The sequence below is a fragment of the Acinetobacter pittii ANC 4050 genome (assembly GCF_000399685.1).
Lineage (GTDB): Bacteria > Pseudomonadota > Gammaproteobacteria > Pseudomonadales > Moraxellaceae > Acinetobacter > Acinetobacter pittii_E.
Genome location: NZ_KB976987.1, coordinates 1,566,277 through 1,590,545, shown reverse-complemented (window position 1 = coordinate 1,590,545; position 24,269 = coordinate 1,566,277). Strand labels below are relative to the sequence as shown.

Genomic DNA, 24,269 nt, shown 5'->3' with positions numbered 1-24,269 from the left:
ATTTGGCATCGATTTTTAATTGTCGAGTGGAACTAAAGTTTCATGTAAGTAAACCCAATAACATTTTTCGTCTTCTACTTTAATGCAGGCCGTCGAAGTGCGTAATGTTTCGGTTTCATCAGTTTGCTGATGTTCCTGATATTGCACCCAACAATAATTTTCAAATTCGTATAAAGCTGCACTTTTAAGAATGCTAATTTTTAAAGAAGGTTTCTTGCCCATATTTTGGCTGAATAAACTCTTCACTTCAGTTAAACCAATGCTCTGACCTTGAACCGTTACCATCTTAAAATTTTGATCAAAGCTATCTAAAAGCGGGCTCAGATTTTGTTCTGCATTTTGGCCTGTAAATACATTTTCGATCAACACATGCAAGTCAATTACACTTTGAATGGCTTGATCCATTGGGTTAGACATGATTTTTCTCCTTTAAAATGGGAATTAATGAAATGATGCAGAGTAGAGCTGCAATTAAAAATGTATGTTGATAACCGATTATGCCGTTTGAAGAAGACATCAAGTTATATATTGAAATAAGAACAACCGTGCCGACACTAAATGAAACTTGCCGATTAATATTCCAGAGCACACTTCCTTGTAATAAATCTTTTCCAGTGAAATCAATCAATGAACTAATTTGGGCAATGTTGGCACTTAGTCCGCCTCCCATTCCCATCAATAAATAAGCGAAAATTAAGAGGCTGAATTGATTGCTATTGGAAATATAAACTAAAAAGAAAATACCAAGACTATGCAATATAATTCCAATGATAAGTAAATATTTTTTACCCAGTTTTTGGTAGAGCAGTCCGCCGTTGACCATCGCCGCCAATGCACCGGCTGCATAGAGCAACATAAATAAGCCGGTTTGTTTTGCATTAAAGCCAAAGTTGATCTGTAAATTAAAAATATTGAGTAAATTAACGCCTGTAAAAACACCGGGAACAGCGTAATAAATAATAAATGCATTGCGTAAATTTTTATTTTTTAATAATTGTAGGTTGAGAACTGGATGATCGGTTTTCTTTGCATGATGAAGATAAAAAGTAAGCATTCCGACCGAAATTAGAAAACTGCCTATAGCCAACGTGGCATTATGATAATCCCCATAAAACGAAAAGGAGAGTAATAAACATAAAAGGCTTATATTAAAAATAAGTAAGCCCCAAATATCAGGTTTTACGCTAGGTACATTCTCTGTTTGTTTAATCCATAACCATGCTAAAGCCGAAGCAATTAAAGAAAAGGGAAGATTTGAAAAAAATACCCATCGCCAGTTTAATGAATCAATAATCGCTCCACCAATCGCTGGTGAAAATGCAGGGGCAATAAGCGCAATTGCCATAATCATTGTAGAAATGCGTTGGCGTTCTTGGTTTGGGAATAAGGCATATACCAGTGCTTGTCCGACTGGAATTAATAAACCACCTGCTATGCCTTGAATAAATCGCCAAAAAATTAAGCTATAAATCGATTCACTTGAGCCAATAAGCCAGATGCTTAAAGAAAATAGAAGCATTGAAAAAGACAATAACTTTTGATTTCCTAACTTGCTGGCTAACCATAAACTCATTGGCATGATTAGAATCAGACCTAGAATATAAGCATTTGTTACCCAAGCGACCATACTCTGGTTGATTGAAAATGATGCTGCAATATTGGGTAATGCGATTGCTGACATAAAAATATTAATGCAATCAATAAAGAACCCAAGTAAAAACACCGTTGCTATTTTATATCGATAAGACATACCTACCTCCGAGCAGGCAGGGTAAGATCCAGCACTTTTATTGTCGATGCAGGCGAAGTAAAATCATTGTTTAATAATTTCAAACAATCGGCTAAATTGTGCAAAAAAATCTTAAGCAAATTACCAGTTTTTTACAGGTCGTTGATTCTGGATCATTTACTAAGGCTGCTGAAACTTTAGGCTTAAGCCGATCAATGGTAAGTATTGATATAAAACAATTAGAAAAGCAGTTAAATACAAGCCTTTTAATTCGTAATACCCGCAACATTGCATTGACAGAAATAGGTCAACAGTTTTATGAAGATTTTAAGCAAATTCAACTTCATATTGCTGAGGCTTTGGAACGTAGTCAGTATTTAGGAACAAGTATTACAGGCACTTTACGGTTTTCGTCAACTAATGAGTTTGGACAGCGTTTTATTCTCCCATTGCTTCCTGAGTTTTGTCGGCTTTATCCACATTTACGTTTACAGTACTCGTTTAATTCATCTCTCGATGATTTAGTGACTGAAAAATTAGATCTGGTTATTCGGCTAGGGAATTTAAAAAACTCCTCTCTAAAAACTCGAAAAATCGGAGAATATCCAATTTATCTTGTGGCTACTCCGCAGTTTATAAAAGACCATCCTATAGAAAATATATCCGATTTAGCGGCTGTTCCTTGGATTGGCCATACCTTATTAAATTGGCAAGATTCACAATATATTTTGCAAAACAGTTTAGGGGAGCAATATTCATTACCATTTATTCGAAGTCAGTATGAATCAAACTCGGTTACTGCAATTCACCAAATGGCTCTTTCATCTTTAGGTGTGGCGATTTGTCCAGCATGGTTAGTTGATGAAGATATTCAACAAAATCGCTTAATTCGATTATTACCAGATTTTTCTTTGCCATTACAAAATATTCAATTGCTTTACCCGAATACTTCTAATTTATCAGCCAAAACTCGTGCTTTTATAGATTTTTTAGTAAGTCGTCTTTCTTTTTAGATAAACTAAAAATTATGTAAGTTATGGAAGCTAAACTATTTTATATAAATAGACAATTCTGTCTGTTTTTTATAAAATAACGGCGATTATGACTCAGTTTTTATAATAATGATGTCCCATAAAATATTTCAAATTTTAGATAGTTTAGGTTTAGTTGCACAGAACCGCGTTCTTCATGTGCAATTCTCCAACGCATCATTAAATAACCAAGTCTTCTTACAGCGCATTGAGGGCGAACATACGCTCAACCAAGGCAGCGTTGCTGAGTTACTGTGTCTGTCGACGAACGCGCATATTGCATTAAAACAATTTATTGGCTGTCAGGTTGCTGTCGATCAGGTCACTGACACAGGTCAGTTTTTTAGAACAACAGGTATTATTATCGAAGCGAGTCAGGGGCAAAGCGACGGCTCACTCACCATTTATAACTTAACCTTAAAAGACCCAACTGCACTCTGGCATAAACGCCGTAATAGCCGCGTGTTTATGAACAAAAGCGTGCGGGACATTAGCGAAATTCTGTTTAAAGAATGGCAGGGCAAAAGCCCGCTATTTGCCCCAAGCTTAACGCTCGACACATCTGGCTTAATTAAAGACTACGATGTGCGTCCATTTATGATGCAGTCAAATGAAAGCGATTATGACTTTTTAACCCGTTTGTGGCGTAGCGAAGGCATTAATTGGCTGGTCGATGAATCTCAGCTTTTTGTCGCAGATCCAAATGCTTCCATTCAGCCACAAGTCTTGCGCTTAATTGATGATAACCAAAATTATCAGGCGCTTGACCGTCGTAGCCTACGTTATCAACGCAGCAGTGCAACAGAGCAGTTTGATACCATTACCCAAGTTAAAGCTGAGCGCCGCTTACAGCCGACATCTGTTCATGTGCAACGCTGGCAAGCCGATGCCCTGCAACAAGAAGAGGGTAGTGGCAGCGTACAAGGTACACAAAAGCACAGCGAACACTATGACAATGCCAGCTTAAACCTTGAAGATGCATGGCATGTTAGCCCAGCGTGGATGCAAGACTTAAACGGTGAAGACCAAGCTACAGCTTCAGGCAATAGCCAGATTGAACAGCTTAACCAGCACATTAATGCTTACCATCACTTGAACTCTAAACAATTTACCGTTTCAGGCAACGTCCGCGATGCACAGGTGGGTTACTGGTTTGAACTTAATGATCACCCAGAACTCGACCAACACGACAGTGCTGATAAAGAGTTCTTAATCTTAAGCAAACACTACTATAACCAGAATAATTTACCGAAAGAATTACAACAGCAACTTGAGCGTCTGTTGCCAAAGGATAAGCTCAAAGCTGCCCAACTCGACACGCAAAATCCTGAGCAACGCCATTTTGCTGAGCTGAATGTTGTTCGACGTAATGTTAAAGCTGTCCCTGAATATAGCCCGTTAGAGCACCGACCAGCAGCTTACCCACAGCGCGCTAGAGTGGTGGGGTTAGAGGGTGAAAGCATCCATGTTGACCAGTGGGGGCGTATTAAAGTCCGTTTCCTGTTTACTCGAACTGACGACCATAGCCATGACGGTGGCGCAGGTAGTAACGACAATGACACCGACTCCGCTTGGGTCGATGTACTGACCCCTTGGGCAGGTACAGGTTATGGTGCACGCTTCTTACCACGTGTCGGTGAGATTGTGGTCATCGACTTTTTTGACGGTAACATTGACCGCCCGTTTGTGGTGGGCCGTATTCATGAAGCTGAACGCCACCCAACGCAATTCGACCAGAAAGGCCAATTACCTGACACTAAAAAACTCAGCGGCATCCGCTCCGAAGAAGTCGATGGCAAAGGTTTTAACCAGTTACGTTTTGATGACACCACAGGGCAAATCAGTGCCCAGCTACAAAGCAGCCATGCGGCAAGCCAATTAAACCTCGGTAACTTAAGCCATCCAAAAGACAAAGCCGAAAGTGACGGTCGTGGTGAAGGTTTCGAACTTAGAACTGACCAGTGGGGCGCGATAAGAGCTGGCAGTGGCTTACTCCTTAGTACTCATAAACAGGACCAAGCCCAAGGCGTACACTTAGACGCAGCTGAGGCTAAACAGCAAATTGAAGGCGGTCTTAGCAATGCCAAGGCACTCAGTGAAGTTGCTAAAAATCAGCAAACTGATCCATTGGAAGTTCTTGAGAACTTAAAAACCTTCATAGAACAAATTGAAGAAAAAGATCAAGACAAAGCTGCCGCTTTTAAGCAAGCCTTGATGATATTGACCGCACCTAACAGTATTGCTCTAGCCAGTAATGAAGACATTCACCTCAGCGCAGATGCTCAGTTAAGTCAAACTGCTGGTGATAGCATTAACCTGACCACTCAAAAGAACCTGATTGCGCATGCCCAAAATAAAATCAGCCTTTTTGCAGCTCAAGAAGGGGCAAGACTCTATGCAGGCAAAGGCAAAGTTGAAATACAAGCACAAGTTGACGGAGCAGACTTAATTGCCCGTAAAGCTGTTCAAATTATTTCAACAGAAGACAAAATTGAAATTAGTGCTTCTAAAGAAATCGTTATCACGGCAGGTGGGTCTCAAATCAAGATTAATGGCTCGGGAATTTTCCCAGTCACTGGCGGTAAGTTTGAGGTGAAGGCTGGGCAGCATGTGTTTATGGGAGGGGCAAAAGCGAACTATGCTTTGCCTTCTTTACCAACACAAGAAATTAAGACTGATGACTTAGTACTGGAATATTTACATAGTGATGGCACACCAGTTAAAGGTGCTGATTATGAGGTTCTATTATCGGATGGTTCTATCCGTAAAGGAAAATTAGATGCTTCGGGTAAGGCTATTGTGAGTGGCGTACCTGCTGGACGAGCCAAAATCCAATATGGGGAAGACCAAAGTAAAGATGAGTTTCCAGCTTTAGAAGTAGATGACTGGTTTACTCAACTTGGAAACAGTGCAAAGACTGGAAAAGAGGAATAAAGAATTATGCCAAATCCTCAAAATCAACAATTCTGGTCTAAGATCGCAGAACGACCTAAGGAAATACAACAGGAGTTCTGGTATGGTGCTGAAAAATTAGCAAAGTATCTCAATGATAACCCAGCTATGTATAAAGGTTATATGACCTATGATACGAGTAAGCCTGATCCTAATTTGTCATGGTGGGAAAAGATATTATTTTACAGTGGGCAGGCTCATTACAATGAGGCCGTGACTCACTATAACACCGGTAAAGTAATCGCTGATCAAGGGAGCTGGTTGTGGGGCATGCTCAAAGGTGACTTTAATAAAGACCCTTCAATGTCTCAGATTATTGTTGGTGGACTTATTAGTCTTATACCTGTAGCTGATCAGGTGTGTGATATCCGTGATTTGATTGCAAACTTTATCACCTTATCGGATGAGAAAGCCCGAACGAAAGATAACTATATGGCACTGGCTCTCACAAGTGTAGGGATCATTCCTGAAGTTGGTTCGGCAATCAAAACCGTTGTGAAATCGAGTCGTGCGAAAGATGTCAGTAAGGTCAAGTTATTTAAGTTCATGGAATATTTTGAGGAAGCTTTAACAAAACTCAAAATCAAATGTCCATGGGGCAAGGCACCTGAGGCATGGTTAAGGTCTCGACCTTGGAAGGGCATAGCGATACAAGGTTTTAATGCTTTAAAAAATAACATTAACCGAATCCTATCTGTAATTAATAAGTGTTTGAAAAGGTTCAATGGCGCATTGAAAGCCGCCTTAGCAAAATTTCAGGCAACACTAAACCATGTTTTAAATACCATCAAAAAGTATATTGATCAGTTGTGTGATGAAGTCGATAAGGCAGTCGGTCGTTTATTACCTCAACAACCATTAGCAATGGCACATGCAGGTGGGGGCGGTAAGAACACCCCTACAGGGCGTTATGAGGCCAATGTTAGTTCCGGTAAAAAAACAGAAGCCAGCCATCGTCAAAAGAAAGAAACGCCTCCACCGCCAAGGAAAATGAAACCGAAGCATGTGGTTGAGCCTTGTTTGGAACCGAAAAAAGGGTTGAAGAATAGTTGGGGGAAAAAGACTGGTAAATCTCAGGCTGAGCTGGATGCCGAGTTTGATCGTCAGCTTAAGCGACAAGAGGAAGGTCTTAACCGTCTGACCGTAGATGAGTACCAAAAAAATCGTGAAACTTATAAAAAATATAAGCGAGCTGGGACGGGTTCTGAACAACAGAAAATTCGAGAGGATATGCTTGGGCAGTTAAGAAGATCTGAAATGGGTAAAATAGCAAAAGAACAACCAAACCTGTCACCAGTTCAAATGAGGAATTTAGCAGATAGTAATGCTAAAAAGACCCTAGAGGGCTTGGATGTCTTACATAACCCGGATATGCAATTGGGTGGCTTTGATGTTAAACATGATCCTACAAAACCACCAAAATTAGATGACTTCGGGCATAGTGGCGTAAACCGTTCTATTGGTTCCCAAATGGCAGCAAAGCGGCGTCTAGATGGTATGGATACAGCAGCGGCTCAGGCTAAAGCGAAGGGCATGGGGAAAGATGCGATGGATGTTGAATTAAAACGTTGTAAATAAGAGGATTCTAAATATGTTACATCCAGATTATGCAAAAGATTTTAAAGAACTGTTTGGTGAGCCAATTGATAAAGTTGAAGTCCCAGAGGACCTCATAAAAAAATATCGGGGTAAACTGCCTGAAAGTATTTTAGAACAGTGGCGAATTATTGGTTTTGCAGGTTACTTGAATGGTTTGTACTGGATTACAAACCCAGATGATTATGCTGAAGTGATTTATGACTGGTTGGAAGATACGCCATTACCAGATGATGATGTCTACCATGTGTTGGCGCGTTCCGCATTTGGTGAGCTGTTAATTTGGGGCGAACGTAACTATGGTAGATATTACATTAAAACGATGGAAGGTATCTTGCATGATAATGGATTACAAGAAGAAGGTGCTGAGTTTTATGGAGACCTCTTTTTTTTCTATTCAGATAAAGACTCATTAGATCATATTGATAAAAATGGGAAGAAGCTATTTGATCGAGCTGTAAAAAAACTAGGGGTGTTAAAGGCAGATGAAATGTATGCATTTGAACCTGCTTTGGCATTTGGTGGGGAAGAGTCCTTAACATATCTGGCAAAAGTAAATCTTCCAGTTCACATGAAGTTATTAAAACAGGTGACTCCATTAAGACTGAGAACTTTTGAGGACCTTTCGGCTGCTCTATATGGGACACCGTATAGTGTGGACGATTTAACAAGTGGACAAAATGCTGAATCACAATATCAAGAATCTGTTCAAGCTGGAGAAGTTTGTCCTAGAACAGGTTACTGGACAACGCCTGCACAACCAGATACACGTCATTATTGTAAGAAAGGGAAAGTTTTTCCTGAAGTTAAGGAACAAGACTGGGGTGAAGTGTACTGGTATTGGGATGGTGAAGATTAATAGAATACCCGAAAGGGCATTTTTGTTTGCAAATTATTTATAATTTTGCCTGTTCTAGTGCAGAGTGACCATACATGAAATTACTTTAGAATTTGTTAGGTCAAATGAAGTGCTGGAGCGTTAAGAATGTCAATAATAGTCAATGATCAAGAAATAGATTGGCAAAAATGGTTAGATTTAGAAATTACTGATGAAAGCAATTTTAGAGATAATCATTTATTAAAACAGGATTATCATGAAAACTTTGATGAGCTTGTAAATGGATTGTATTTAGTTACTGATGGCTTTAGCAATTATAAAAATGAAAAGAAGTTTGGCGGTTACATTGCTGCGGGTCATCAACGTTTAAGAGATGCTTTAGATTTGATTTCTTTGCAATATTCGGCGGGTGGGGATATTGGCTTTATTAAAGAGCTTTATCCTTACCTACTTCATTGGACTGAAGAATATGCTGAAACCAGTCATTTATATAATTTAAGCCCTGATGCTGGTGGTCGCTATGTCTGGCATATCAGTTTAGGTACAGAAGACTATTGGTATATTGCTTTACGTTTAATCTGTTTCGGTTTATTGACGGGTTATGCTGATCAAATGTATCGGATTATGCAGATTATTGACTATGTTGAAGCCACTCCAGAAGGGCAGGAAAAAGACGGTTTAATCGAACGTCTGGTTGCTCCATTTATAGCGGACCGTGGCACTCCACCAGATGAAGCCAGAAGACATTTGCCTTATCGAAAGTTAATTAAGGTGTTTAATGCCGCGCCAGAGCAACGACCTGCTTTAATGCTGCAATATTTAGAAAGCTGGTATGAAGCAAGCCGTCGAGAACCTTATCATGACCAACATCCACAAACTGATCTAAGATCTGGTGTTAGTTATTACGGCTATTGGTCATGGGAAGCCGCAGCAGTAACCTGGCTATTAGAGATAGATGATACTTTATATCGTGAACATGAGTTCTATCCAAAAGACTTAGTGGATTTTGCGCGTACACAATCAAATGTAATTCCAAATGAGGAACAGTCAGAGCGTATAAAAGTAAAAGGTGGCGAAGCCTGTATTAAAACAGGTCATTGGATTACTCCAGCTAAACCTGATACACGACTGTATTTTACGCAAGGTGCAATCTTGCCAATACTTTCAGAAACGGACTGGGGTGAAGTGTATTGGTATTGGGATGGTGAGAGTTAATTGAATGCCCGAAAGGGCATTTTTATAAAGCGCAATGGAAATCTTCAGTTTTGAACTAGCTTTTTAGAGTTTTTAGCTTGTCGTGGTACTCTACGAATAATACTTGATATAGGGAAATTTGTGGATGAGCAATGCCGAGGTGGGGATGCTTAAAGCCCGTTAGGGCCTTCCATTATTCTATTTAGTATTTTCTAAAGATATACATGCAAAATTGGAAAGTTGTAAAAAAGAGTGAATTGTTAATAGATGAAGATTTTGATTATTTTTATTATGGAAAATCAATAATATTTTAATCCGTTATGTATGAGGCCTATCCAATTGATAGGCTTTTTGATGTGAGGGAATTTCTAAGGTGAATTAAATAATCGAACTACGACCAGACGGACAGAAAATAGATTGGCTCACTTATTAAAAGGTCAAGATCCTTATCTAGAATATTATTTTGATAAGAAAAATTTTTGAAGTAAAAGTTTGTTTAATGAAGCTTAGATTGTTTGTCATTACCTTAATATTATTCACATCTGCATGCACTCAAGACAAAGAAGAACACACTCACGGAGCTTTGACTAAAGATTATAAAGATGTATCTGAATATAAGTCTAAACATGAACTAGAAAAGGCTGCAAAAGCAAATGATGCTGAGGCTATTCTTGTATTGGCATCTATGTATGTCACAGGCGAAGGTGAAAAATTTGATCAAAAGAAAGCATTGGAACTATTTGAGAAATCTGCACAATTAGGCTCCTCAAATGCCATGCTTCAATTAGGGCTGATTTATCGAAATGGCAATGAAGTTGTAAAAAAAGATGATAAAAAAGCTTTAATGTGGTTTGAAGAAGGCGCTAAAAAGGGAAATCCTTCCGCAATTCATAATGTTGGGCTGGCATATTACAAAGGTTTAAATGTAAAACAGGATAGAGCAAAAGCGTTTACATATTTTATTCGATCTGCTGAGTTAGGACTCATACAATCCCAGACAGTAGTTGCTGCTCAATTATATGGTGGAGATGGCGTTAAAAAGGATATCAAAGCATCTTTTAAATGGATATTAAAAGCTGCTGAACAGGGAGATCTTGAATCACAAAACAATGTAGGTTTGGCTTATGAGCGAGGTGAGGGGGTAGAGCAAGATCCACTTAAAGCACTTGTTTGGTTTAAGCGTGCGGCTGATCATGGACATGCGTTAGCGCAATATAATACTGCTCTTAAATATTATAATGGTGCGGGTATGAAACAAAATTTAGATGAGTCAATACGATATGCAGAAATGGCTGTACGCAATGGAAATAAGGCTGGAATAGAGTTGTTATTTAATATTTATTCGGATGATAGTAGTTCAAAGTATAATCCTGAAAAAGCTAATTATTGGAAGTCTAAAATATAAATTTATACTTAAATAAAAGGCTCTTTTGAATAGAAGAGCTTTTCTAAACTTAAAAAATCGCAATATTTTTTAAAAATATAAAGCCAAATAGTTTAATTTTCTTGATATCAAATATGATTTTGAGTTGTGCAAGAGCTTGGCCCTAAAGGAAAGATGGTTATTTGCAAATCTACGGGCTTTATTAGTTCTACTTGCTCTTGCAAACTGAAATAAAAAATATACCAAATAGACAGATTAGTCTTGACAAGTCGATTTTTATTTATACCGAGTTTCTAGTTTCATAAATTTGAAATGTATCTTTTACAATCATTTAATCTATTTATCTTTTTTATTAGATAAAATCTTTTTAAGAAAATGTTTCGTAAATCTTAACTAAGTGATATTTATGATAATTTTAAGTTTAGTTTTAATTTTTATTTAATCTATAAAAAACAGCAACTTATTTTTAATTACAAAAAATAACAATATTATATTTTTATAAGAATAACTTTATTAAGCTATATTTTATAAGCATCTTAACTATTTACTTTTAGTTTAAGTTGATATGATTTTTATATAAAATATGTTTGTTTATATGATAAACTGCGTCTAAATTTTTTGAATATAAGGTTTTTAGACTGATTTTTTAATGTTTTAAGAATATTAACTTTTCGGTAAAGCCTTGAATAAATAAGAAAACAGAGGAATGAAAGTTGTGTTGAAACGAAGTATTTTGATACTTTTTTTGACTGGAAACATTATCGGTCTATCATATGCTCAAGCAGCAGAACTAGAGCCTGTAAAACTTAAAAAAAGTTGTATTAAGAAGAACCCTTTAGCTGAAGGTCAAAATGATCCTGAGTTATTGAATATTTTTAAACAAGTTTGTGATAGCGATAATACAACTCAAAAAAATGATTTATTAGCTAAAGCTGCTATGCGGTTTTATCAGACCAATCAACCAGTTAAAGCATTGAATTTAGCAAGTCAATTGCAAAGTCAAAATATACGCGGTTCATTAATAACAGATGTCTTGTTTTTATCTGGTGTGAGCATTGCAAATAATTCTTTGCAGCAAATGCGTACTCAGGAATTGAGATATTTAAGCAATGATGTGACTTATCCTCCTGCAAAGCAGTTAATTGAAAATATTCACACTGCGATGCCTGCTCCTGATCCATCGAGCTTTAAAGCGAGTTCTGATAGTAGCTCAGATGATAATGAAAAGAGAAGTTATAAAAAACAGTATGTAACGCGTAATAAAGCGAGTACTTCTAGAACATCAAATAAACGAGTATCAAGCCCAGCAAAGACGACTACAGTAAAACCTAAAACTGCACCTGCAGCCACTGTGAATAAATCAAAAAGTTCGCCTTTTGACCCTTTAATTAAATAATCCGGAATAGAATCTTATGGCTAAGAGAGAGAGCGTACAAAAGAAGCTTCAGCGAATTCGACCTCCACGTGTTCAACTTACATATGATGTCGAAATTGGTGATGCAAAAGAAGCGAAAGAACTACCATTCGTTGTAGGTGTGATGGGTGATTTTTCGGCTGCATCTGAGCTTGAGCGTACAAAATTAAAAGATAAAAAATTCATTAATGTTGATTTAGATAACATTGATGAAGTTATGGAGTCTTTATCTCCAAGAGCTGCTTTCCAAGTAGATAATACGTTGACAGAAGAGGGTGGTAAAATCGCTGTCGATTTAACATTTAAGTCAATGGAAGATTTTCGTCCGGAAAATGTGGTTCAACAGGTTGATCCATTAAAAAAACTTGTTGAAGCACGTGAGCGTTTAACTGATTTAAGAAACAAAATTTCTAACAGTGAACGTTTGGAAGATTTACTTGATGAAGTTCTTAAAAATACAGATCAGATTCGTAAATTGAGTGCGGAGGCTGATCATGAATAATACTCAATCTGCAGCAATGCCACTTGTTGAAAATGAGCAAGCTACGCTTTTAGACTCGATTGTTGAAGAAAGCCGTATTGCCCGAAATGAAGAAGAACATTCGCGTGCAAAAAGCTTAATTGGTGAACTTGCTAAAGAAGTAATGGCCGGGACAATTACAGTTTCTGAAAATATGACTTTATCAATTGATAAGCGTATTGCGGAAATTGATGCTCTGATTTCAAATCAATTAAGTCAGATCATGCACAATGAGCAATTCCAAAAGATTGAATCAACTTGGCGTGGTCTCTATTACTTCTGTCAAGAGACTCCATCTAACCCTCTTATTAAAATTCGTATGTTGAATACGACTAAGAAAGAGTTAGTAAAAGATTTCCAAGGTGCTACAGACTTCGATCAAAGCACTTTGTTTAAGAAAATCTATGAAGAAGAATACGGTTCTTTTGGTGGTGCGCCATACTCAGCATTAATCGGCGATTTTGAATTTGACCGTACGCCTTCTGATATGTATTTGCTTGAGCAAATCTCTCATGTTGCTGCAGCAGCCCATGCGCCATTTATTTCGGCCGCTAGCCCAAGCATTCTTGGCCTTGAGTCATTTACAGATATTGACCGTCCTCGAGATGTGTCAAAAATCTTTGAAACAGCTGAATACGTTCAATGGCGTTCATTCCGAGATAGTGAGGATGCTCGTTATGTTGCTTTAACCTTGCCACATGTACTAGGTCGTCTTCCTTATCATCCAAAGGAAGGAACAGCTACAGAAGGGTTTAACTTTGCTGAAGATGTTTCGGGCGCAAACCACAATGAATATTTGTGGATGAATGCTGCCTACGCTTTCGGTACTCGTTTAACTAATGCATTTGATATGCATGGTTGGTGTGCTGCAATTCGTGGTGTTGAAGGTGGTGGTTTAGTTGAAGGCTTGCCAGTACATACATTTAAAACACAAGATGGTGAAGTGGTATTTAAGTGCCCAACAGAGATTGCAATCACTGACCGCCGTGAAAAAGAATTAAGCGATTTAGGCTTTATTCCTTTGGTTCATTGTAAAAACACTGATTACGCTGCTTTCTTTGGTGCGCAGTCAACTCAAAAACCTAAAAAATATGACAATGATACAGCAAATGCTAACTCTGCTTTATCAAGTCAAATTCAGTACATCATGGCCGTTTCACGTATTGCTCATTATTTAAAAGCAATGATGAGAGACAAAGTAGGTAGTTTTGCTTCTGCTGGAAATGTTGAAGCATTCTTAAATGAGTGGTTGTCACAGTATGTATTACTTGACGATGGTGCTTCTCAAGAAGCAAAAGCTCAATACCCTTTGCGTGAAGCGTCTGTAAAAGTTGTAGAAGACCCTGCTCAACCAGGTCACTACAAATCTGTGGTTTTCTTGCGACCACACTTCCAGCTGGATGAGTTGTCAGTTTCTTTACGACTTGTCACTGAGTTACCTCAGTCCTCAAATTAATAAAGGTCAGCGAAAGAATAACTTTAAATTAAAAATAGGAAAGTTCTAAATGAAAGATATATACGTTGAGTTTCGTGGTAAGTATAAAGTTGACGGAGAGTCTCGTGACGCTGAGCACAAAGGCTGGTTAGAAGTTAACTCTTGGTCTCACAACATTCGTCAACCTAAATCTGCTACTTCAAGTAGTGTTGGTGGTCATACTGCTGAACGTGTTGAACATTCAGATATGGTTTTTGTTAAAGACCTAGATGCAACTAGCCCGAAGTTATGGGAAGCATGTTCAGCTGGTTATACATTTGATGAAGTACAAATCGACTTCTACCGTGCAAATGGTGATAAGCGCATCAAGTACTTACAAATTAAATTGAAACATGTTCTAGTTTCTAGTGTAACTCCAACAGTTAATGAAGAAGGTGTTCCAACAGAAGCGTTTGGCTTGAAATACGCAGCTGTTGAGTGGACTTACAATCAACAAGATATTAACGGTACTGCTAAAGGTGCTGTTACTAAGAAATGGTCACTTTCTAACAATACTGCTTCTTACGCGGCGTAATTGTTTAAGTGAATATTTGGTGGAGGCTGACATAAAGTTAGCCTCTGCTGTCTTTAAGCATGCTTGTTGTGAACTCGAATGAATTTAGATCGGCTTTATCCCTATGGATTTCGTTCAACTTTGTTTGACCGCTTAATTCCTGAAAGTGAAGATTATGCAAAAGGTCTTTCTATTCAGCAATTAAGAGAATCGGTAGCAAAAGATTTAGAAGACTTGCTTAACAGTCGAGTCGCTAAGTTGGATCATGTAGTCGATGATTATCCACTAGTTAAAAAATCTATACTTCAGTTCGGTATTATTGATTTTGTGGGGCTTTCTACAGCTAATCCGCTAGATCGAGACAAGATTTGCCAATCAATTGAACAATCAATTGCAGCTCATGAACCCAGATTAAGACAAATACGGGTAGAGATGTTGTTGGATGGGCACAATATGGGGGCATTGTGTTTAAGCATTCAAGCATATCTAAATATTCATCCACTGTATGAACCTGTCGTTTTTGATGCATTGTTAAAACCAACAACGCAGCAATATGTAATTTCAGCGAGAACCTAAGCATAGTGGGTGTGTTGTGATAGAAGAGCTTTTACCTTTTTACGAAAAACAACTACAGGAATTTGGTCAGCAATCTCGTGAATTTGCCCAAAAATATCCGAAAATTGCTCAGCGTCTATCTTTAAATCAAGAGCAGATCGATGATCCGCATATTGAACGTCTTATACAGGCTTTTTCATTAATTTCGGCTCGTATTGATAAAAAGCTTGCTGATAGTTATGACGTATTTACACGTTCTTTATTTGAGGTGATGTTCCCTCAATACTTACGTCATTTTCCGGCTTGTTCTGTAATAAGTTTTGAAGATATAAATAAAATAAAGCAGCTCACAGAAGCACATATTGTTCCTGCACACACAGTTTTGAAGTCTCGCAGTTTTAAAGGCGTTCAGTGTGAGTTTAATACCACGCAAGAAGTCAAATTACTCCCGATAAGCTTGCAAGCGCTAGAGTTCAAAAGTACACCTAGTGCCCATATGCATTTAAGTCAAAATGCGACTTTAACTTTTAAATTTGAAATTTTTAATCGTGCTCATGCGTGTTTAATAAACGAAAAATTACCTATTTATTTAGATGCAATTTCTAATTTTCCACTTCAAGTACTAGATAGTATTTTTAAAAAGAGCACAACTTTTGCTGTTAAAATAGGACAGAAAATTGTTGAATTGGACAAAAATCCATTTGAGTTAACAGGTTTTTCAGAGCAAGAAAGTCTATTGCCACTCGATCAACATACTCATCATGCTTATCGTTTACTGATGGAATATTTTTGTTTTCCTGAAAAATTTAATTATCTGAAACTCGATTTAGGTTTTTTAAAGCGCTTATCTTTAGAAGAAAGTAATTTTGAACTGTTGATACATTTTAAATTAAATTTAAATGATCAAGCCGTAGTTCGAAATTATTCTGAATTAAATGTTGCTAATTTTAAGTTGTTCACTACACCAGTCATTAATTTATTTGAAAAATATGCTGAACCTCAAAAAATTGTACATAAACAATTAGAATACCCACTGATTACAGATGCTCATCATCCTGAGTTTTATCAGGTGTATTCAATTACTGAAATGAATATGGTTCGCGAAAAAACGAGTCAAGAAGAAAGTTATGTTCCAGTACTGCCTTTTTTTGCGATGAGCCATTATCATTCTGACACGGCACGTTTTTTCTATTCGGTGAATTATCAAAAACTACAACCCAATTTCGTCGAAATGGGTTATTCAATTATTTCAAAAAACTTAAATCCTTCTTCAACACGTTCAGATTTTATTAGTACTAAACTATTATGCTCAAATCGTGACTTACCACATGAAGCATTAGGACAGTCCAATAATATATTAAATCTAAATGATAGTAGTTTGGCTCGCCGTGCCATTGTTTTAAAAAGACCTACAAAACCTTATCAATTTGGTCAAAGCCAGAGTGAGCAGTGGCGTGTTATTTCGCATCTTTCATTAAATAGTTTAGCTTTAATGAAAGGTGATGCGGTATCTCATATTAAAGAGTTACTTGCGTTATATAACTTACCTTTATCAAAAGAAAATTATCTAATTATTGAGTCAATCAAACATCTCGAATTTTCACTCACTCACAAGCTTGTAGATGGAAAGCCATTCCCAATGTTTGTAAGAGGGGTAAAAGCAGAATTACAGATTGATTCATCGGTATTTAGAGGACATAGCCTATACATTTTTAGTCAATTGCTAAGTCGTGTTTTTAATTTAAAGGTTCAAATTAATAGTTTTGTTGATTTGGTTGTTAAGGATTATTCATCTCAGCAGGAGTTATACCAATGCAGTCAGAACGTTGGTGGCAAGACTCTTCTGTAACAGCTGAGCTCTTTACAAAGCCCAAGTCCTTTGAATTTATTCAAGCTACACGGCTATTAAGACACGATTCAAGTCGGGCAATGTGTTCATCTTGGAGTGATCATTTTAAGTTTGAGACATCCTTTAATTTAAATTTTCCTGCTACAGAGATTGAAAATTTAGAATTAACGGACGAGCGGATTTATATCACAAATTTAATCGTTGGCCTTACGGGCATACAAGGTGCTTTGCCTTATACATATACGAATAAAATTAAACAGGCTCCACGTCAGCAACGGGCTGAAACTAAAGAGTTTTTAAGCTTATTTAATCATAAGCTTACTGCTCAATATGTAGAGTCTAGTATTACCTATAATCTGCCGATTAGATATGAGATAGAACATAAAAACGATTATTTAGATATTCTGCATGCTTTGAATGGCTATGTGCGATCACAGCATCAACAAGCTGATTTGGATGAATATTTTGCAGAATTTTCAGGATTAATGCAGGGACAAAATAATACAGTTCATGCATTAAAAACGATGCTGTCATGTATTTTTAAACATGACATTACGATTAAAGAATTCGTACAAGAATCTTTTAAGTTGGCAAGTGACCAATTAACAACATTGGGTGGAAATCAGCCGAGTTTACTTGGTGTTAACACCTTTTGTGGGGAAACCATTCAGCAGATTGATGGAAAAATTGAAATTCAAATTGGGCCATTAAAACGTCAGCAATATCTAAATTTCTTACCAAATCAAGAGTTAAGTTTAAAGCTTAAAAAACTCGTGGAAACTTGGTGTAGCCCAACTTTATCGATAGATCTGCGGCTTATCTTGGATGAGTCAGAAATACAACCTATTTGCTTAAATCACAATAACGAGAGTGGTTTAGGGCAGGGTTCTTTTCTCATATCACGACAACCAAAAGTACATAACCATGAAACTTGCTATAGCCTTATTGGAGAGAAAATATGATTAAAAAAATATTACTCTCATTCATTGCTATTTTTTCATTGGTTAGTGGAATTATTATTTTCTACTGGCGTGATGTTCAATATAACCCTGATAAGGGTGATTTTTTCCTTTATTTTCTGCTATTACCTGCAATTATTACTTTGGTGATCTTATCGCCATGGTTAATTTATAGCGCTTATAAAAATTATAAAGAAAAGAAAGAACAAGCTATAAACCAAGATAAAGATGATGACAGTCAAAAACAAACTGCAGTAACCGATGCACCACTCGAACAACTAGATTTTAATATTTACTCTGCTTTTGCTTTACATGCGTTAGGTGAGAATAAAAGCATTATTGAGCAGCTACAAAACTTTAAAAGTCCAGAGTTGGATGATCAACTGTTAAATTCTTACGGATTGCCTCTTTTATCTTACCGAATTAAAGATTTGGATGAAGAGAATCGTGAGGAGAGCGAATATACTTCTCCACGACAAGTTCGTATGATGTCATTGATAAGACAGCAACTAGAACAAAATATAGAAAATTTATATCTTCTAGCCGAGCATTTAAAACGTTCAACTTTATTTTATGAGTCGCAACAGTCCCGTGAATATCACATGCATCCGGCATGGGTGGATCCTGAGTCTGAATATGATGATTTTCAAATGCCGATTGTAGAAGTTTATCGTTTAAATCGCTTAAATCTACACATCCTTCTTTCGGAGGATTTATTACATATCTGGAATGATGACCAAAGTAATGAATTAATTTTAGAATTCTTTGCTGAGATTGGTATTCCTGCTCAAAAGCTCCATATTGAATATCATTTTTTTGGAGAGCAACTCGCTTACCAAGAGTTGATACACCTATTAAAAGGTATTCATAAAAGAGAACATGAGATGTTCTTGTTGGTCGTAGCTGATTCTGAAATTGATCAGGATCTGGTCGATGAAAAATCTTGGATGATTAAAGATTATATTCCTGCTGAATTTGCGGCAAGCTGTTTACTGGCCGATCCTCTAGTGAAAATTCAGGAATTAGAACCTTCTAAGGCACTGAAAGTTGTTGTGGGCCAACAAGATACAGCAAAGCTTTTTAATAATTTTAAATTTAATGATTTGCCTCAGCATGAAGGTGAGGAGCCTTATGTACTGATATTGTCAGATCAGACGGATATAAAAGTTTCGAAAAAATTGCAGCAGCACTTTCTTCAAACGCCTGTAGAACCGCATCACTATATTTATGTGAAATCTTCATTAGGGCATACCCAGCATTTAGCTGATATTTATGGCTTTATGCTGAGCATGCATTTTCCTGAACATATCATTCCTTTTGTCTTTGGAGAAAATACGGTGTCAGCGCATACATTTGTGCAATCTGTCACTGAAAATTCAGAAGATGATGTGATGGTGTTGAATAACTAATTTAAACTTTGGACTTAGAACGAGAATAGAATGCATACAATTTTAGGCTACTTGTGGCAGTACATCACGAATCCTAAAGCAATTATCGCCGTGTCATTGTTCGTGGCATTGATGTCTTCATATACTTCAATTCCTCGTCATATATTCTGGGCTTTAGCAACTGCCTATGCTTTGGGTCTTATTGTCTATGGTATCTATTGGCTTATTCAAAGAAGAAAGCATGCTGCTCAAGGTGAAGAGTTAGCTGAAGCAATTGAAAAAGATAACCAAGCTGAATATGGCAAAAATAAAGATAAAGAAGAACTTCAGCTTATTAATCAACAAATGAAAGAATCAATTCAATTGATTCGTAAATCTAAGTTGGGTGATAAAAAAGGGAATGCTGCACTATATGAGCTTCCTTGGTATATGGTTATTGGTAACCCGGCAGCAGGTAAAAGTTCGGCTATTTATAACTCTGGTTTAAAGTTCCCATTTGAAGAAACGCATCAGAAAATGGTATCTGCTGGCTTAAGTGGTACTCGAAATTGTGACTGGTTCTTCTCTACAGAAGGTATTTTGCTCGATACAGCAGGTCGTTATTCTGTTTATAGTGAAGATCACTCTGAGTGGTTAGGTTTCTTAAATATTTTAAAGAAGAACCGTTCCAAAGCGCCAGTCAATGGTTTGATTCTAATTGTTAGTATTGCTGAGCTCATTAGTCAAAGTCCTGAAAACTCATTAAAGCTTGCTAAAAACTTACGTGCACGTATTCAAGATCTAACTGAACGTTTAGAAGTTGTTGTGCCTGTTTATTTAGTCTTTTCAAAGATGGACTTAATTGCAGGTTTTACTGAATTCTTTGAGTTTTACGAAGCTCAAGAATACAACCAAGCTTGGGGAGCAACGCTTCCATATGAACAGAGTTCATCACATAATGCTGTAGAATTATTCGAAAAACATTACAACATTCTTTACGATGGTCTAAAAGGGGTAAGTTCGACTCATTTAAGCCGCCGTCATTCGCAAAATATTTCACCAAGTGTAATGACTTTCCCATTAGAGTTTAAAACGCTAAAACCAGCTTTAAAAAGCTTTATTGGTACACTTTTTGAAGATAATCCATATCAATTTCAACCTGTTTTCCGTGGGTTTTACTTCACCAGTGCTTTGCAGGAAGGTGTAATTGAAAGTCCAATGACTGAACAAATTGCCCAAGAATTCCAGCTTACTCAAATTGCTCAAGGTGATTTAAAAGATTATTCAAAAAATACTCCTAATCATGGCTATTTCTTAAATGGTCTATTTTCAGATGTTATTTTAAAAGATAAAGATTTAGTTAAGCAGCATGTAAATACGGGCAGAAAACGTCAGCGCTATATTGCATTTATTGGTGCTTTAGCGGGTGTTTCAATTATTTTGGGTGTATGGGTTTGGTCTTATCGTAACAACCAACAATTAATTGGTGAAGTGCAAGCTGACTTAAATAAGGTAGTTCAATTAGAAAGAGCTTCTGGTCAGCAACTATCTACTCAATTAGAAGCTTTGCTAATTCTTCAAAGACGTCTACAGCAGTTAGACGAGTTTGATGAAAATAGACCACTTAAATTTAGTTTTGGTTTATATCAGGGCAATGAGCTTCGTGAAAAGCTAAAAGCCGAATATTTAAAAGGTGTTAAGCAAATTGTATTAACGCCGACACAGCAAAACATTGCTCAATATTTGCAACGTGTAAAAAATAATGAAGCAACATTAAAAGCGAATCATACGAATGTTGAGATTAAGCAGACTGCTCAGTCTCAACAATATTTGGAACCTTCAGATACCAATCCGCAAGATGCTTATAACGCATTAAAAGCTTATTTAATGATGAGTAATCCACAATATATGGATGCAAGTCATCTCAGCGATCAGGTTACGCGTTTCTGGCGCTCTTGGTTAGATGCAAATAAAGGCCAAATGCCACGTGCAGACATGATTCAAGAAGCTGAACAGATCTTGTCTTACGCAATGACTTTAGCAAATGATAAGCAATTCCCAGTTTTAGAAGCTGACTCTCAAATTGTAGATCAAACACGTCAAGTATTGCTCTCGGTTGTTCGAGGAATGCCTGCACGTGATCGTGTTTATAATGAAATAAAAATGCGTGCAGCAGTACGTTTCCCTGCGTTGACTGTAAGTCAGATTGTAGGTGAAGCCAATAAAAATGTTGTATTAGGAAGTTATGCATTGCCTGGCGTATTTACTCAAAAGGCATGGAATGACTATGTAGAAAAAGCAATTGAAGAGGCCGCGGATAAGCCAACAGATAGTAAAGATTGGGTGCTAAATAGTCGTCAATCTGATGATCTAACTTTCTCAGGTAGTCCAGAGCAAATTAGAAAGCAGCTGACAGCTCTCTATAAGCAAGAATATATTGCGGAATGGAGAAAATTCTTAAGTGGTATTCACTATGCTAAAGCTGGTCAATTTGCTCAGCAAGTTAAAAATATTGATGTCTTAGGTGAACCGCAAAATTCTCCAATTAGAACATTAATTGAAAGAGTAGCAGTCGAAACAAACTGGGATAATCCAGTTGTTCAAGCTGAGCTCGCAGCTCCACAAAAAGGATTTATTGCATGGTTTAAGCGTAAAGTTTTAAATCATGATGATAAGCAAGTTGCTAATCAAGTGGCAAATAATGCTCAAGGCGCTATTTCTCAAGAATATCAAATGTTCTATCAGTTGGTTCGCAAACGTGATGACCAACAAGGTAAGTCATTGCTTGATGAATATATGACAAATTTAGCTCTCGTTCGTAGTAAGTTTAACGAGCTTAAGAATGCGGGTGAAATTGGACCTAATGCGATGACATTAGTCAAGCAAACCCTTAATGAGCAAACGTCTGTATTTAACCAAACTCAAAAAATTGTCGATGAAAAAATGGCGGTTGGTTTCAATGAAATTGATCAGCGATTACTACAAAAATTAGTAGTTAGCCCACTTACGCAAGCTTTTGAAAGTTTAATCATACCGACCCAAGACGAAATTAATAAATTATGGGTAATGCAAGCTTATCAGCCATTTACAGCAAATCTTGCTAAGAAATATCCATTTAACTCATCAGCTTCTTTGCAGGCGACAAGTAGTGAAATTGGTCAAATCTTGGGTGAGAACGGTAGTATTTCTCGCTTTGTCAAAGAAAGCCTAGATCCATTTGTGATTCGTCGTGGTTATACATTAACGTCTAAAACTTGGAAAGATTTAGGAATTAGTTTAAATCCTCAATTCGTCATGAATTTCCAAAGATATGTTTCACCAGCCAATGGTATGGCAACAGGTGAGTTGAATGCTCAAGCTCCTGCAGCACCAGCAACCAACCAATCGAACTTCCAGTTCTACCCAATTCCAAACCCACAGTTACTTTCATATACCGTTGATATCGATGGTCAGCGTATGACTTATGAAAATGGTGTCCAGCAGTGGGTTAACTTCATTTGGCCAAACCAAGGAAGTATTCCGGGCGCTCGTATTACTGCAGTAGATTTACAAGGCCAAACACATACGATTTTTGATGAGCCGGGTGAGTATGGTATTAACCGTTTAATTGATAGTGCTCAGCGTAAAGAACAAAATGGCGGATTTGAAATGCTTTGGCGTAGTAAAACTGATCCATCTTTATTTGTAAAAATGAATTTCCGTCTCATCAGCAGCAATTCAGGCAGTATCGGTTCAAGCCGTGGTTATGCAGGCATGCAACTGGTTGACAAAGTCACTGCTGATAAAGCGGCTCGTGTGGTATCTGCTCAGCAAGCACCAGCTCAAGCTGCTCCAGCAAGAACTGAAAATCCTGTTTCAGCACTCGCTCAGCCTTCTGCGGGAGTTAAACCATGACTTGGAAAATAACCTCTATGCGAAAGGAGGAGCAATAATGCAAACATTAAAAACCACTCCTTTGTATTACGGCAAAAGTCCTGCACGAGGTGACTTTTTAAAAACAAAAGGACAGAATGCGCTAATACAATTGCTTGATCAGTGGATTACTGAAGCATTGGAATATGCAATGCAATCAGGCAGCTTTAAAGAAGCTTATAACACATTGCCTTCACTGGACTTCTTTATTGCAAATCCAAAAGAAAATATGTTTTTAGCAGCGAACCTACTGGCAAGTGAAGATAGTTCAGGTCGATCTTTTCCAATGGTACTGAGCCATTTATTAGAAATTGATTTGCCATATGATAATTTGTTATATGCGCCATATAGCTATAAACATGTACTTGTTGATTTATTCCAAAACAATCGTGCTTTAAAAGGAATTAAAGATTCAGATCTATTACTTGGGAAATTAGGTCACTTACAAAATCAGATTCAGGTCTTAACTGAACGCGAGTGTGTAGGATTCTATGAAAATCATACGATGCATTCATTTGCTCAACTCATGAAGTTGAGTATTTATGAATTGGCGCAAAGTATGATTGGGCTGGGATTACTACTACAACCAATTTTACAAAATGGAACGAGTCGCTTAAATAAAGTTTTAATTTTGCCTATTAATAATCCTGCTTACAGTTATGAAATAGCAGCCTTTTGGGTCAGCATTATTTGTCGCTTTTTAAAAGAACATAATACTGAGGTATTGATAGGTTTATTACATCGAGATCAACCCGTATTATTCTTCGGTTTCCAAGGGGCTGATATTTTAGCCCTTAGCGATATTTTTACTCAGAATATGGATAGTAAGCATTGGGTTTCTCTAATAGAAGCTCAGTGGATTGATACTTACTTGGAGCAGAATGCTGGTTTAGCTACGCTGGAACAATCATTATGTCAACGCCAATTAAGTTTAAACCAAGGCTTAAAACTATTTAGACAGACTTTTTTGGGTGAATAATA

General features: G+C 37.2%; 18 protein-coding genes. 16 read left to right on the top strand and 2 right to left on the bottom strand.

What is annotated here, in order from left to right:
- Positions 1-15: 15 nt before the first annotated feature.
- Together F931_RS11240 and F931_RS11235 are read right to left on the bottom strand one after the other, a co-directional pair.
- Positions 16-417, bottom strand: coding sequence for a hypothetical protein (locus tag F931_RS11240; protein WP_016141479.1), 402 nt, complete (start codon positions 415-417; stop codon positions 16-18).
- Positions 410-1,750 (bottom strand): MFS transporter, encoded by a 1,341-nt coding sequence (locus F931_RS11235; RefSeq protein WP_016141478.1) that lies wholly within the window; start codon positions 1,748-1,750, stop codon positions 410-412. Before F931_RS11235 ends, F931_RS11240 begins: the two co-directional genes overlap by 8 nt.
- A 98-nt stretch (positions 1,751-1,848) precedes the next feature.
- Between F931_RS11235 and F931_RS11230 the strand changes: the two genes are divergently transcribed.
- The 16 genes from F931_RS11230 to tagF all read left to right on the top strand — a co-directional run bounded on the left by F931_RS11230 (position 1,849) and on the right by tagF (position 24,267).
- Entirely contained in the window at positions 1,849-2,742 is an 894-nt protein-coding gene (locus F931_RS11230) for a LysR family transcriptional regulator (RefSeq protein WP_016141477.1), read from the top strand.
- Positions 2,743-2,850: 108 nt separating this feature from the next.
- Entirely contained in the window at positions 2,851-5,694 is a 2,844-nt protein-coding gene (locus tag F931_RS11225; RefSeq protein WP_016141476.1) for a DUF2345 domain-containing protein, read from the top strand.
- A gap of 6 nt (positions 5,695-5,700) precedes the next feature.
- Positions 5,701-7,290, top strand: a complete 1,590-nt coding sequence (gene tafE, locus F931_RS11220) for a type VI secretion system effector DNase TafE (RefSeq protein WP_016141475.1) — start codon at positions 5,701-5,703, stop codon at positions 7,288-7,290.
- 13 nt (positions 7,291-7,303) lie between these two features.
- Positions 7,304-8,167, top strand: coding sequence for a type VI secretion system immunity protein, TaeI family (locus F931_RS11215; protein ID WP_016141474.1), 864 nt, complete (start codon positions 7,304-7,306; stop codon positions 8,165-8,167).
- 126 nt (positions 8,168-8,293) lie between these two features.
- Positions 8,294-9,361 carry a PoNe immunity protein domain-containing protein gene (locus F931_RS11210; protein ID WP_016141473.1) on the top strand — a complete coding sequence of 356 codons (1,068 nt, stop codon included), beginning with the start codon at positions 8,294-8,296 and terminating at the stop codon, positions 9,359-9,361.
- Between the two features lie 478 nt (positions 9,362-9,839).
- Positions 9,840-10,745 (top strand): tetratricopeptide repeat protein, encoded by a 906-nt coding sequence (locus tag F931_RS11205; protein WP_016141472.1) that lies wholly within the window; start codon positions 9,840-9,842, stop codon positions 10,743-10,745.
- Between the two features lie 685 nt (positions 10,746-11,430).
- The gene (locus F931_RS11200; RefSeq protein ID WP_025470336.1) at positions 11,431-12,120 is read left to right on the top strand and encodes a hypothetical protein; all 690 of its coding nucleotides are present in this window, start codon (positions 11,431-11,433) and stop codon (positions 12,118-12,120) included.
- Between the two features lie 16 nt (positions 12,121-12,136).
- The gene (tssB, locus tag F931_RS11195) at positions 12,137-12,640 is read left to right on the top strand and encodes a type VI secretion system contractile sheath small subunit (RefSeq protein ID WP_005041656.1); all 504 of its coding nucleotides are present in this window, start codon (positions 12,137-12,139) and stop codon (positions 12,638-12,640) included.
- Positions 12,633-14,114: a type VI secretion system contractile sheath large subunit gene (tssC, locus tag F931_RS11190; protein ID WP_016141470.1), complete on the top strand. Its 1,482-nt coding sequence runs from the start codon at positions 12,633-12,635 to the stop codon at positions 14,112-14,114. The genes tssB and tssC overlap by 8 nt, the downstream gene beginning before the upstream one ends.
- A 49-nt stretch (positions 14,115-14,163) precedes the next feature.
- Positions 14,164-14,667 (top strand): Hcp family type VI secretion system effector, encoded by a 504-nt coding sequence (locus F931_RS11185; RefSeq protein ID WP_016141469.1) that lies wholly within the window; start codon positions 14,164-14,166, stop codon positions 14,665-14,667.
- A 78-nt stretch (positions 14,668-14,745) separates the two neighbouring features.
- Positions 14,746-15,222: a type VI secretion system baseplate subunit TssE gene (gene tssE / locus F931_RS11180; RefSeq protein ID WP_002048404.1), complete on the top strand. Its 477-nt coding sequence runs from the start codon at positions 14,746-14,748 to the stop codon at positions 15,220-15,222.
- 16 nt (positions 15,223-15,238) lie between these two features.
- A complete protein-coding gene (gene tssF, locus F931_RS11175; protein WP_016141468.1) occupies positions 15,239-17,050 on the top strand; it encodes a type VI secretion system baseplate subunit TssF in 1,812 nt (603 codons plus the stop codon).
- Positions 17,014-18,012, top strand: a complete 999-nt coding sequence (gene tssG / locus F931_RS11170; protein WP_016141467.1) for a type VI secretion system baseplate subunit TssG — start codon at positions 17,014-17,016, stop codon at positions 18,010-18,012. The genes tssF and tssG overlap by 37 nt, the downstream gene beginning before the upstream one ends.
- Positions 18,009-19,418, top strand: a complete 1,410-nt coding sequence (locus tag F931_RS11165) for a hypothetical protein (RefSeq protein ID WP_016141466.1) — start codon at positions 18,009-18,011, stop codon at positions 19,416-19,418. Before tssG ends, F931_RS11165 begins: the two co-directional genes overlap by 4 nt.
- A 30-nt stretch (positions 19,419-19,448) precedes the next feature.
- On the top strand, positions 19,449-23,270 hold the full coding sequence (gene tssM / locus F931_RS11160) for a type VI secretion system membrane subunit TssM (protein ID WP_016141465.1): 3,822 nt from the start codon (positions 19,449-19,451) through the stop codon (positions 23,268-23,270).
- 37 nt (positions 23,271-23,307) lie between these two features.
- Positions 23,308-24,267 (top strand): type VI secretion system-associated protein TagF, encoded by a 960-nt coding sequence (gene tagF / locus F931_RS11155; RefSeq protein ID WP_016141464.1) that lies wholly within the window; start codon positions 23,308-23,310, stop codon positions 24,265-24,267.
- Positions 24,268-24,269: the final 2 nt, after the last annotated feature.

Coding starts and splice junctions, on each gene's coding strand:
- F931_RS11240 (WP_016141479.1), bottom strand. CDS start 417: ATGTCTAACCCAATGGATCAAGCCATTCAAAGTGTAATTGACTTGCAT.
- F931_RS11235 (WP_016141478.1), bottom strand. CDS start 1,750: ATGTCTTATCGATATAAAATAGCAACGGTGTTTTTACTTGGGTTCTTT.
- F931_RS11225 (WP_016141476.1), top strand. CDS start 2,851: ATGATGTCCCATAAAATATTTCAAATTTTAGATAGTTTAGGTTTAGTT.
- tafE (WP_016141475.1), top strand. CDS start 5,701: ATGCCAAATCCTCAAAATCAACAATTCTGGTCTAAGATCGCAGAACGA.
- F931_RS11215 (WP_016141474.1), top strand. CDS start 7,304: ATGTTACATCCAGATTATGCAAAAGATTTTAAAGAACTGTTTGGTGAG.
- F931_RS11210 (WP_016141473.1), top strand. CDS start 8,294: ATGTCAATAATAGTCAATGATCAAGAAATAGATTGGCAAAAATGGTTA.
- F931_RS11205 (WP_016141472.1), top strand. CDS start 9,840: ATGAAGCTTAGATTGTTTGTCATTACCTTAATATTATTCACATCTGCA.
- F931_RS11200 (WP_025470336.1), top strand. CDS start 11,431: ATGAAAGTTGTGTTGAAACGAAGTATTTTGATACTTTTTTTGACTGGA.
- tssB (WP_005041656.1), top strand. CDS start 12,137: ATGGCTAAGAGAGAGAGCGTACAAAAGAAGCTTCAGCGAATTCGACCT.
- tssC (WP_016141470.1), top strand. CDS start 12,633: ATGAATAATACTCAATCTGCAGCAATGCCACTTGTTGAAAATGAGCAA.
- F931_RS11185 (WP_016141469.1), top strand. CDS start 14,164: ATGAAAGATATATACGTTGAGTTTCGTGGTAAGTATAAAGTTGACGGA.
- tssE (WP_002048404.1), top strand. CDS start 14,746: ATGAATTTAGATCGGCTTTATCCCTATGGATTTCGTTCAACTTTGTTT.
- tssG (WP_016141467.1), top strand. CDS start 17,014: ATGCAGTCAGAACGTTGGTGGCAAGACTCTTCTGTAACAGCTGAGCTC.
- F931_RS11165 (WP_016141466.1), top strand. CDS start 18,009: ATGATTAAAAAAATATTACTCTCATTCATTGCTATTTTTTCATTGGTT.
- tssM (WP_016141465.1), top strand. CDS start 19,449: ATGCATACAATTTTAGGCTACTTGTGGCAGTACATCACGAATCCTAAA.
- tagF (WP_016141464.1), top strand. CDS start 23,308: ATGCAAACATTAAAAACCACTCCTTTGTATTACGGCAAAAGTCCTGCA.